This window comes from Achromobacter sp. RW408 (genome assembly GCF_003184165.1).
Lineage (GTDB): Bacteria > Pseudomonadota > Gammaproteobacteria > Burkholderiales > Burkholderiaceae_B > Achromobacter > Achromobacter xylosoxidans.
Genome location: NZ_QHHO01000046.1, coordinates 1,112,483 through 1,122,897 on the forward strand (window position 1 = coordinate 1,112,483; position 10,415 = coordinate 1,122,897).

The following is a 10,415-nucleotide window of genomic DNA, read 5'->3' on the forward strand; positions in this document are numbered from 1 at the left end:
GCGCCAGCGCGCCCGCCACGCCGCCCAGGCCCGCCGCGCGGCCGGCTACGGGCGCCACTGGCGGCAACGCCGGCGCCTCCCGGCACTGATCGCATCCAAAAGCTGCCCATTCACGGGCATCGCAAGCTGCGGCATACCCCCTGCACCACGCCCGCCGGATACGGCGGACCGGCAAGCCAGTCCACCGGCTTGCTGTGCATTTCCATTTCGAGTTCGATGCTGATGGGCGCCAGGCCTCGCGCGCGCGCGGCGGCGGCGTAGCTGCCGTCGTTTTCCGCCAGGCCCGCCAGCAGTGTCCGTAGCGGCGGTAGCAATGGCTGGTACAGGTAGGTCAGCCGCAGCCTGAGTGTGTTGGCGCGGAAGATATCGGGCTGCAGGATTTCGATGCGCCACGGCACCGTGTCCATCCGCGCGGCGATACGTTCCTGGCTGTGGGCCAGCCGGCGCCCGGCGGTCTCGCCCTGCGGGCCGGCATGCAGTGGCCGCAGCGCCCTCAGGAAGGCGTCGCGGATGCGGGTGGGATCGGCGTGGCCGGTGCTGCCCGCGCGGGCGGCTTCCATCAAGGCCAGATGGGCGACCTGGCGTGCCACCTGCCAGCGCGCCGCGTCGGCTACCAGCGCCGCCACGGACAGCAGCACGGCCATGACCAGGGTGAATTCGAGCGCGGCGGCGCCGCGTTGCGGCACACGAGGCCTTGCAGCGCCCGGCGCAAAGGACGAAGGCAAGGAACGGCGGGGCAAGAAAAAGGCGGTCATGGCCGGCCAGTGTGGCGCGGGCATGATCGCCTGTCGATGCGTGCAAGCCGAGGGGGCTGCCGGGGACGTCAGTGCACCGTCGGCGGCGTGCCGTCCGCGGTGGGCGGGCTGGAGGTGAACAGGGCGGCGCAGTCGACCGCGTCGAAGGCATACGGTTTGCCGCAGAAATCGCAGGACACGTCGACCTGGCCGCGTTCGGCCAGGATGTCCTTGACCTCGTCCTCGCCCAGCGAGCGCAGCATGTTGGCCACGCGCTCGCGGGTGCAGGGACAGTGCCAGCGCACCGGCTGCGGGTCGAACGCCACCAGGGTCTCTTCCCAATACAGGCGGTGGATCAGGGTGTCGATATCGGTGGCCAGCAGTTCCTCGCGCTTGAGCGTGGCGGCCAGCGCCGAGGCGCGGTCCCAGGTCTCGGCGGCGGCCTGCTCGGTCAGGGCCGGCGCATCCGCGCCGCCGTGGTAGGGCAGGCGCTGGATCAGCATGCCGGCGGCGTGTTCGCCGTCCGCGGCCAGCCACAAGCGGGTGTCCAGCTGCTCGGAGGCCTTCATATAGTGCTGCAGGGCCTCGGCGACGGTATCGCCTTCCAGCGGCACAATGCCCTGGTAGGCCTGCTGTCCGGGCACCTTGTGCTGCGGATCCAGCACCACGATGAAGCGGCCATTGCCGCCGGGGTTGAGCAGGCTCTGCATGTCGCCGTCGGCCGGCACGTCATGGCCTTCGCGCACCTTCACGGTGGCGCGCAGGCTGAGGTCGGAACGGCATTCCACCACCAGCAGCGCGATCGGGCCGTCGCCCTGGATCTGCAGTACCAGCGAGCCGTCGAACTTGATGTTGGCGGCCAGCAGGGTGGAGGCCGCCACCAGTTCGCCCAGCAAGTGGGTGATGGCGGGCGGGTAGTCGTGGTTGGCCTGGACGGCCTTCCAGGTATCCGTGAGGCGCACCGCTTGGACGCGGACGCTGCGGTCTTCGAGGAGGTATTTCTTGAGCTGATCGGTCATGGGGGAATGTTAGCCGATCGGACGGCCGATTCCCCCTGCCGGCGACAGGGGTGTAGGCCCTTGCCGGGGCGTTCCCGGCGGCAATGTCAGGCCAGCCGCTTCAAGGCCGTCTTGTAGTGTTGGCCGCGCGCCACGTAGTGGGCGGTGTTCTTGTGCAGATTGGCGATTTCCTCGTCGGACAGCTCGCGCACGATCTTGCCGATGCCGATGACCAGGGAATTGTCAGGAATCACCCGGTCTTCGGGGATGATGGCGCCCGCGCCGATCAGGCAATTGCGGCCGATCACGGCATTGTTCAGCACGATCGCCTGCATGCCCACCAGCGCGCCTTCGTGGATGGTGCAGCCGTGCAGCATGGCCTGGTGGCCCACGGTGACGTTGGGGCCGATGGTCATGGGACAGCCGGTATCCACGTGCAGCACGCTGCCTTCCTGGATATTGGTGCCCTGGCGGATCAGGATGGCGTCGTTGTCGCCCCGGATCGAGACGTGCGACCAGATGCTGACGCCGGCTTCCAGCGTGACATTGCCGATGATGTCGGCGCTGTCGGCCACGTAGGCGGCGGGATCGATGCGGGGAATGAGGTCGTCGAGCTGGTAAATGGGCATGCCCTGTCTCCGGATGCGGCGGGTCCCTGGCGGACCCGCCCGCGTCATTGGGGCCTGGACGCCCGCGCGCGTTCTTCTTCGCGCTGGCGCAGGATGCGACGCTGGATTTTACCGGTGGTGGTCATGGGCAGCTCTTCGACGAACTCGATTTCCTTCGGGTATTCGTAGGGCGCCAGGCGTTCGCGCACGTGTTCCTGCAGGTTTTCGATGATGTCGTTGCGGTCGCGTTGGGCGAATTCGGGTGTGAGCACCACGTAGGCCTTGACCACCGCGCCGCGCTCGGCGTCCGGTTTGGGCACCACGGCGGCATTGGCCACCGCGGGGTGGCCGATCAGGCAGCTTTCGATTTCACCCGGGCCGATGCGGTAGCCGGATGACTTGAACACGTCGTCGGCGCGGCCGGCGTACCAGAGGTAGCCGTCTGCGTCGATCCGCGCCAGGTCACCCGTCAGGCACCAGTCGCCCTTGAACTTGGCCTGGGTGGCGGCTTCGTTGCGCCAGTAGCCCAGGAACAGGACCGGGTCGGGATAACCGTGGATATCGTAGCGATTGACGGCGATTTCGCCGGTTTCTCCGGCCGCCACCGGCTGACCGGCGTCGTCCAGCACCGCGACCCGATGGCCCGGGTAGGGCCGGCCCATGCTGCCCGGCTTGGCCGGCCAGCGCTTCTGGCTGTTGCCGACCACGTAGTTCATCTCGGTCTGGCCGAACATTTCGTTGGGCGTCACGCCCAGGGCGGACTGGCACCACTCGAAGACGGTCTCGCCGACGCTTTCGCCGGCGCTCATGATCGAGCGCAGGGCCAGCTGATAGCGATTGCGGGGTTCGGGCACCGCTTTCATCATCATCTTGAGCGCGGTCGGGAACAGGAAGGTGTTGGTGACCTGATAGCGCTCCATCAGCTCGAACGCCCGCTCGACGGAGAAGCGGCCGCGGGTGCCGACGATGGGATGGCCGAAATACAGCGTGGGCAGCAGCGCATCCATCATGCCGCCGGTCCAGGCCCAGTCGGCCGGCGACCAGAACACGTCGGCGGGCCGCGGAAACCAGTCCTGCGAGGCCACGAAGCCGGGCAGGTTGCCGATCAGCGCGCTGTGCGGCAGCAGGGCGCCCTTGGGCGCGCCGGTGGTGCCGGAGGTATAGAGCAGGATGGCCGGATCCGACGAGCGCGTCGGCACCGGCTTGAATTCACTGGGTTGGCGCGCCAGCAGGCTGCGCCAGGGCAGCACGCGCTCGTCGGCGAAGCCGATGCCGATGATCTGTTGCAGGTTGGGGCAGTTGTCGCTGACGGCCAGCAGGTTGGCGCTGGAGGCGTGGTCGACGATGGCGACGCGGGTCTCCGAATCGCACAGGCGGCTTTGCAGGGCTTCGGGACCGAACAGGGCCGACAACGGCAACACCACCGCGCCCACGCTGTAGATCGCCATGTGCGCGACCACGGTCTCAGGGCGTTGTCCCAAAACCACACCGACGCGGTCGCCGCGGCCCACGCCCATCTTCACCAGGCCATTGGCCAGCTGATTGGCGGCCTCGGCCAGCCGCGCATAGGTCCAGACCTCGCGGTTGCCGGCTTCATCTTCGTAGTAGATGGCGATGCGCCGCGCATCCGGACTACTGGATGCCCAGCGGTGGCAGCACGCTTCCGCAATGTTGAACTGGGTGGGAACCAGCCAGCGGAATGTTTGGTAGAGCACCTGATATTGGTCGTTCATGGCCCTATGTTGTGAGCATGTTGCAGCGTGAACGGGTCAGTTTTTGCCCGTTGCCCCAATTGCAAGCATGACCTAGAGGGCCGTGAACTGCAATATCCCCGTTGCGTAACGGGGACGTATAAGGGTTATCACGGGTGCTTGCCCTGGCGGCGCAGCGCCGACGGCAGCGCCGGCAACGACAGCGAGCGCGGCTTGCGCTGCGCCGGGTCGGCCTGGCGTTCGGCCTGGATCGCGGCCCAGTCCAGCAGTTGCAGCTGGCCGTCATGGGTCTCGGCCAGGGCCGACAGGCTTTCCACCCAGTCGCCGTCGTTGCAGTACAGGATGCCGCCCACGTCGCGCAGCTCGGCCTTGTGGATATGGCCGCAGACCACCCCGTCCAGGCCGCGGCGGCGGGCCTCGCCGGCCAGCGCCTCCTCGAAGTCGGTGATGAAGGACACGGCGTTCTTGACCTTGTGCTTGAGGTACTGCGACAGCGACCAGTAGTGCAGCCCCAGGCGGTGGCGCAGGCGGTTGAAATGGTGGTTGATCCACAGCGCCAGCTGGTAGAGGCCGTCGCCCAGGTGCGCCAGCCAGCGGCTGTGCTGGATCACGCCATCGAACTGGTCGCCGTGCAGCACCAGCAGGCGCATGCCCTTGGCGGTCACGTGCACGTCTTCGTCCAGGATCTCGATGTCGCCGAACGCGTAGCCGGCGAACTCGCGCGCGAATTCGTCATGGTTGCCGGGGATGAACACCACCCGGGTGCCGTTGCGGGCCTTGCGCAGGATGCGCTGGATCACGTCGTTGTGGGCCCGCGGCCAATGCCAGTGCTTGCGCAGCTGCCAGCCGTCGACGATGTCGCCGACCAGGTAGAGGGTGTCGGAATCGTTGTGCTCGAGGAAATCCAGCAGGAACTCCGCCTTGCACCCGGCGGTGCCCAGGTGAATATCGGAAATCCAGAGAGCGCGCCAGTGCGTGGGGCGGATTTCGTTCACGGTGCTGTCCATGGGGGCTGTCGTCATGCCTGGGAATGAAACCACCCCGCGATGACCGTGACATGAAAAAAAAGTGACGCTGTTGTGACGGCCGCGCCCGGTGGGCGCCGGGCGCTGTCAGATGAACCCGCTTCAGGCGCGTAGATGGCTCAGCATGTCGTGCACGTCGTGGGCCATGATGGCCAGCACGCAGACCAGCCCCAGGTAGGCGCAGGTGTAGGTCAGCTTGCTTTCCAGCGTCGTGCCGTAATAGGCCTGGTTCTCGGGCAGGGCGGGGTCGTACTTGAACGCCCGGATGACGTTGGGAAACGCCAGCACGGCCACCAGGATCAGGATCGGGCTGGGGCGCCAGAAAAACAGCGCCACCAGCACCGGCACGCCCACCAGCCAGATGCGCGGCGACAGCACCGCGGTGATGCGGCCGCCGTCGAACGGCGAAAGCGGGATCAGGTTGAAGAGGTTGATGAAGAAGCCCGCGTAGGACAGCGCCAGCAGCAGGTCGCTGCCGGTGCTGCGCGCCGCGAAATAGCAGGCCAGCGAGGCCACCGTGCCCGCCAGCGGGCCGCCCAGGCCCACGTAGGCCTCGGTATCGGCATCGTGCGGCATCTCCTTCAGCTGTATCCAGGCGCCCACGAATGGAATGAACACGGGTGCGCCGACATCCAGGCCGCGCTGGCGCGCCGCGATGTAATGGCCCAGTTCATGCACCAGCAGCAACAGCACGAAGCCTGCCGCGTAGCGCCAGCCGAACACGAAGGCATAGACCGCGACCGACAGCAGCATGGTGCCGCCGGTCGCCAGCAGCTTGCCGAACTTCAGGTACTTGATACCCGAGAACAGCAACAGGAGCAGCTTCATGGCTCAGGGCTGCTGTTGTTCCGCCTTCTTGCCGCGAAAGCGCTTCCACAGGCCGCCGCCCAGCGCGGCGGCCGCCAGGATGCCGACCTTGGCGAACTTGGCCAGGAACGCGGCGATCACGGCGAACAGGCCCAGCTTCTTGGCGGCCACGCCCGCGACCAGCGCGGCCAGGCCGTATTCGGCGACCTTGTCGGTGGACGAGTTGAAGTCGGCGTAGCGCTTGCCTTCGACGTACTTCAGGTTGTCCAGCAGGGTCAGCACCGCGGTCTTGTCCTTCGGCACCAGGTTCTTCTGCGTGATCAGGTCCAGCGTGATGTAGCCGTCGCGGCCCAGCGCGTAGGTGTTGTAGTTGACGGTGGGATTGTCGTTGGCGGTTTCGCCCTTGTGCTTGACGGCCACCGACCAGACCAGGCGCTGCGTGCTGCTGTCGTACTTGGGCGCCTCGACCCAGCCGTCCATCACCAGCTCGGGGAAGCCGCGCTTCTTGCGCTCGACGTTTGACTCTTCGGTGCCATCGCGCAGGCTGTCCAGCAGTTCGCTGACGTTCCAGTTCTTGGCGTCGTCGTCCTTGATGTAGCCGGCCTTGTCGAAATTGACGGTGATGACCCAGTCGTCATCGTCGCTCTTGGGCATGACCACGCCCAGCAGCGAGGGATCCTTGCCGTTGCCGTAGGCCGCCATCAGGCGGTCGGCCTGGATGCGCGGCACGAAGAACATCGATTCAGGCAGGTGCACCACGGCCTGGTCGCCCAGCTTGACGTCGGCCGGGCCTTCCTGGGCGGCGGCGTAGGCTGCCTTCATGGCGGCCTCGATTTCCTGCTGCGCGGCGGCATTCTGGGCCGAGGCGCCGAAGGGCAGGAACAACAAGGCACTGGCGGCGGCCAGGGACAGGCGGGAAAGGAAAGCGCGCATGATAATTGTTGGAGCGTCTGTGAAAGGGGCCCCATTGTCTTTGCACGCGACTTTCAACTTTCTGAAAGCCAACGCCTAATTCGCCGCACGATTTTGCCAGTTGTAAGCAGGTATGTTCAGCGCCCGTTCAGGCGTCGGATTCCTGTCGCTCAACGGGTCTTCTTGCGCTGCGGCGCGTTGCGCAGGCGGGTGCCGAGCAGGCGGTCGTGCAGGAACTGGCCGTCCGGATCGAACCAGGACCAGATGAAGATCGTGAACGGCGCGGCCACGATGAACATGTCCATCGAGGGCCAGCCGGTGGCGCTGGCGGCGGCCCACACCACGGCGGCGCCCGCCAGCACCAGCGGCCACGCCAGCACGTAGCGCAGGATCAGGCGGGCGGTGGACGGCGGGTTGCCATCGCGATCGACCAGCCGGATGTTCCATGTCTTCATCGGCAGCGTCTGGCCGCGGCGGCGCCAGCACAGCACGAAATAGGCGCCAATGGCCACGAACAGCCAGGCCTGGCGGGCGGGCCGCAGTTCCAGCGCGTTCTTGCTCTGGGTCAGGGTATCCATGAGGTATCCCGCCAGGAAGACCACGCCGAACAGCAGCACGGCTTCGTACATCATGCAGGCGAACCGGCGCAGCCGGTTGGGGGTCTGGTCGAGGGAGGCGTCGGTCATGGGCCGGTATTATCCGACAAAGCGGCCACCCGGTGGGTTGACGGTTTCCCGGCTCCGGCCATAAAAAAAACCCGCCGGTAAGGGCGGGTCTATAAAAGGGGCTATGCAGCCCCCAAGGGGAAATCGTTCAGGACATCAGGCCTGCAATCCTGCTTCAGGCGGCCGAGTGCGCGTTCTTGGCGCTCGTCTTGCCAGCCAGGGCACGGATGCCGTGGGCCAGCTTACGCAGGCCGGCGGCCAACGCACGCATCGGGTGCGGGCGGAACTGTTCTTCAATAGCCTGGAGCATCAGTTGACGCTCGAGTTCGTCGGTCAGGCGGATGGTGTTGTTCGGGTTGATCACAATAGCCTCCACGGGCTTGCACTGTTGTTTAGCTACTAGGGATAACCCGAATTATAGGGTTAACCCTGAAGCTGTGCAAGTGCCTGGTGCGTATCGGCAACATCCTGGTGCTGATGATGCCCCAAATCGGCGCTGCGGGGCAGCATAAGCAAAGATACGGGCGCGATGTTGCGGCGCTTTTACAACGCGCGCGCAGTGGCAAGGGGGCAGGCGAGGCAGGACGCCCGGGGAATGGAATGCCCCGGGCGCGGAGGCGGCGCGTCAGGCGTCGCGGTAGCCGGCGGCGACCAGTTCGAAGCCGAACAGGCGGCAGTCCAGGGCGCCGTTGTGCAACGGCACACGGCGCTTGGGCTTGAGGCGCATCTGGTTGGGCAGGGTCAGGTCGCTGGTGATGATGTGCAGCTGCCAGCCGGCGAAATTGCGCTTCAGGCAGGTGGCCCAGTCGCGCCACAGGTCGGCGTCCTGCTCGGTCGCCATGCGTTCGCCGTAGGGCGGGTTGGTGACGATCCAGCCATGGTCGGCGGGCGCCTGCACTTCGCGGGCGTCGCCCACCTCGAACCGGATGGTGTCGGCGGTGAGCCAGGCGCGCTCGGCGTTGTTGCGGGCGAATTCGACCGCCTGTGGATCCAGGTCGTAACCGACCAGAGGCGCGTCCAGCTGCGGCAGGATGCGCGAGCGCGCATCGTCCTTCAGGTCGCGCCAGCGGTAGGCATCGTGGCCGCGCAGGCGTTCGAAGCCGAACGGGCGCGAGATGCCGGGGGGCACGCCCAGCGCGATCCAGGCGGCCTCGATCAGGATGGTGCCGGAGCCGCAGAACGGATCCAGCAGCGGCGCGGCCGGGTCCCAGCCGGCCAGCGCCAGCATGCCCGCGGCCAGGTTCTCGCGCAGCGGCGCGTCGCCCTTGTCCAGGCGCCAGCCGCGCTTGAACAGCGATTCACCCGAGGTGTCCAGGTACAGCGTGGCGGTGTGGCCGGTCAGGAACAGGTGCACGCGCGCGTCGGGGCGGACCGTGTCGATGCTGGGGCGTTCGCCTTCCAGTTCGCGCAGGCGGTCGCAGATGCCGTCCTTGGCGCGCAGATTGCAGTACTGCAGGCTCTGCACGGGGCTCTTGATCGCCGAGGTATCCACGCGCAGCGTCTGTTCGGCGCCGAACCAGCGCTCCCAGGGCGTATCGCGGGCCAGGTCGAGGATGTCGTCTTCGTGCGAGATCTCGGCGTGGGCGACCTGCACCAGGATGCGGGTGGCCAGGCGCGAATACAGGTTGGCGCGTTGCACACCCGCCCAATCGGCGGTGAAGGAACAGCCGGCGCGGCCGGCTTCGGCGTCGTCGTAGCCCAGGGCCTGCATTTCGGCGGTCAGGGCTTCCTCCAGGCCCTGGGGGCAGGGGGCGAAGACCTTGAAACGCTCGGCCTGGCGCGGTTCGCGCGGGCGGCGCTCGCGGATCTCGACGGAGGGCGCGCGGTCGCGCGGCGCGTCGGCGTCCCGGGCCGGGCCGGCGTTGATCGACGCATCGTCGTCGTAGTCGGGTTCCGGCGCGAACTCGGGCGCGGGGCCGTCGTCCTCGAAGGGATCGTAGAAGCGGCCGGCGGGCGTGGCAGGGGCGATGTACTGGTCGTCCATGCGCGGCGCGCGCTGCGGCGTGCGGCCCGAGCGCGGCGCCGACGGGGCGTCGCGGCGCGGGTCATCGCCACTGCGGGCGCGGTCGCCACGCGGCCCATCGCCACGGCGCGGGCTGTCGCCGCGGGAACCATCACCGCGGCGCGGATTGTCGCCACGCGCGCCGTCACCACGGCGCGGGCCGTCGCCCCGGTCGCCGTCGGCCGATCGGCGCGCGGCGCGGGCCGCGGCCTGGCGCTGCTGGTAGCCCTCGGGGTCCTTCTGGCGCTCGATGTTGTCCTTGGCGCGCTCGTTCTGGGCGACCAGGCGGGCGCGGGCGCCGCTGCGCACGCGTTTGGGCGCGGCTTCGGCGTGCGCGTCGCGCGCGGTTTTCTTGATCGTCAGCGTCTTGCGCGGGCGGTCCTGGTCATCAGCGGACATACGAATCCTGGCGAATGTGCAAAGGGTAGGGGGAATCAGAAGGGTTTGACGACGACCAGCGCCACCACCACCAAGAGCAGCAAGACGGGAACTTCGTTGAACCAGCGATAGAACTTGTGCGAACGGGTGTTCTTGCCCTGTTCGAATTTACGCAGCATGACGCCACAGGCGTGATGGTAGCCGATGACGAGCAGGACGAAAAAGAGCTTGGCGTGCATCCAGCCGTTGCCGGGGCCGACGCCGATGCCGTAGCCCAGGTACAGCCACATGCCGAGCGCCACCGCGACAACCGCCAGGATGGTGGTGAAGCGGTAGAGGCGGCGCGCCATGCCGAGCAGGGTGACCTGCACGGCCGAATCCGATTGCTGGGCCAGGTTCACGAAGATGCGGGGCAGGTAGAACAGGCCGGCGAACCAGGAGGCGATGAAGACGATGTGGAAGGTTTTTACCCAGAGCATGGACATGGTGGGGGCGGTCTTTGTTTTCTTGGGGAAGGGGGATTGTAATTGCTGAGGGCTGGGGGTTCTTCGTAGGTCGCCCGTCAAAACCGGCC

At 67.2% G+C, this 10,415-nt stretch carries 11 protein-coding genes; all 11 read right to left on the bottom strand.

The features are described 5' to 3' along the window. Positions 1 to 110: 110 nt before the first annotated feature. The 11 genes from DK459_RS15155 to DK459_RS15210 all read right to left on the bottom strand — a co-directional run bounded on the left by DK459_RS15155 (position 111) and on the right by DK459_RS15210 (position 10,326). Positions 111 to 686 carry a TadE/TadG family type IV pilus assembly protein gene (locus tag DK459_RS15155; protein ID WP_054448101.1) on the bottom strand — a complete coding sequence of 192 codons (576 nt, stop codon included), beginning with the start codon at positions 684 to 686 and terminating at the stop codon, positions 111 to 113. Positions 687 to 823: 137 nt separating this feature from the next. Then, positions 824 to 1,753 (bottom strand): Hsp33 family molecular chaperone HslO, encoded by a 930-nt coding sequence (hslO, locus tag DK459_RS15160; RefSeq protein ID WP_020924651.1) that lies wholly within the window; start codon positions 1,751 to 1,753, stop codon positions 824 to 826. Between the two features lie 86 nt (positions 1,754 to 1,839). Continuing rightward, complete coding sequence (locus DK459_RS15165; RefSeq protein WP_006389349.1) at positions 1,840 to 2,361, bottom strand: gamma carbonic anhydrase family protein; 522 nt, start codon at positions 2,359 to 2,361, stop codon at positions 1,840 to 1,842. Positions 2,362 to 2,405: 44 nt separating this feature from the next. Beyond that, on the bottom strand, positions 2,406 to 4,073 hold the full coding sequence (locus tag DK459_RS15170) for an acyl-CoA synthetase (RefSeq protein ID WP_006389350.1): 1,668 nt from the start codon (positions 4,071 to 4,073) through the stop codon (positions 2,406 to 2,408). A 128-nt stretch (positions 4,074 to 4,201) separates the two neighbouring features. Beyond that, a complete protein-coding gene (locus DK459_RS15175; protein WP_085941830.1) occupies positions 4,202 to 5,074 on the bottom strand; it encodes a UDP-2,3-diacylglucosamine diphosphatase in 873 nt (290 codons plus the stop codon). Between the two features lie 105 nt (positions 5,075 to 5,179). Continuing rightward, a complete protein-coding gene (locus tag DK459_RS15180) occupies positions 5,180 to 5,905 on the bottom strand; it encodes a site-2 protease family protein (protein ID WP_006389352.1) in 726 nt (241 codons plus the stop codon). 3 nt (positions 5,906 to 5,908) lie between these two features. Further along, complete coding sequence (locus DK459_RS15185) at positions 5,909 to 6,817, bottom strand: DUF2167 domain-containing protein (protein WP_006389353.1); 909 nt, start codon at positions 6,815 to 6,817, stop codon at positions 5,909 to 5,911. A gap of 149 nt (positions 6,818 to 6,966) precedes the next feature. Next, complete coding sequence (locus DK459_RS15190; RefSeq protein WP_006389354.1) at positions 6,967 to 7,482, bottom strand: RDD family protein; 516 nt, start codon at positions 7,480 to 7,482, stop codon at positions 6,967 to 6,969. Between the two features lie 154 nt (positions 7,483 to 7,636). After that, positions 7,637 to 7,825: a hypothetical protein gene (locus DK459_RS15195; RefSeq protein ID WP_006389355.1), complete on the bottom strand. Its 189-nt coding sequence runs from the start codon at positions 7,823 to 7,825 to the stop codon at positions 7,637 to 7,639. A gap of 261 nt (positions 7,826 to 8,086) precedes the next feature. After that, positions 8,087 to 9,862 carry a class I SAM-dependent RNA methyltransferase gene (locus DK459_RS15200; protein WP_020924648.1) on the bottom strand — a complete coding sequence of 592 codons (1,776 nt, stop codon included), beginning with the start codon at positions 9,860 to 9,862 and terminating at the stop codon, positions 8,087 to 8,089. Between the two features lie 35 nt (positions 9,863 to 9,897). Further along, positions 9,898 to 10,326, bottom strand: a complete 429-nt coding sequence (locus DK459_RS15210; protein WP_006384749.1) for a CopD family protein — start codon at positions 10,324 to 10,326, stop codon at positions 9,898 to 9,900. Positions 10,327 to 10,415 lie beyond the last annotated feature (89 nt).

What these genes read in the sequence shown, in the direction of transcription:
- DK459_RS15180 (WP_006389352.1), bottom strand. Translation starts at nt 5,905, where the DNA reads ATGAAGCTGCTCCTGTTGCTGTTCTCGGGTATCAAGTACCTGAAGTTC.
- DK459_RS15190 (WP_006389354.1), bottom strand. Translation starts at nt 7,482, where the DNA reads ATGACCGACGCCTCCCTCGACCAGACCCCCAACCGGCTGCGCCGGTTC.
- DK459_RS15165 (WP_006389349.1), bottom strand. Translation starts at nt 2,361, where the DNA reads ATGCCCATTTACCAGCTCGACGACCTCATTCCCCGCATCGATCCCGCC.
- DK459_RS15175 (WP_085941830.1), bottom strand. Translation starts at nt 5,074, where the DNA reads ATGACGACAGCCCCCATGGACAGCACCGTGAACGAAATCCGCCCCACG.
- DK459_RS15170 (WP_006389350.1), bottom strand. Translation starts at nt 4,073, where the DNA reads ATGAACGACCAATATCAGGTGCTCTACCAAACATTCCGCTGGCTGGTT.
- DK459_RS15185 (WP_006389353.1), bottom strand. Translation starts at nt 6,817, where the DNA reads ATGCGCGCTTTCCTTTCCCGCCTGTCCCTGGCCGCCGCCAGTGCCTTG.
- hslO (WP_020924651.1), bottom strand. Translation starts at nt 1,753, where the DNA reads ATGACCGATCAGCTCAAGAAATACCTCCTCGAAGACCGCAGCGTCCGC.
- DK459_RS15200 (WP_020924648.1), bottom strand. Translation starts at nt 9,862, where the DNA reads ATGTCCGCTGATGACCAGGACCGCCCGCGCAAGACGCTGACGATCAAG.
- DK459_RS15210 (WP_006384749.1), bottom strand. Translation starts at nt 10,326, where the DNA reads ATGTCCATGCTCTGGGTAAAAACCTTCCACATCGTCTTCATCGCCTCC.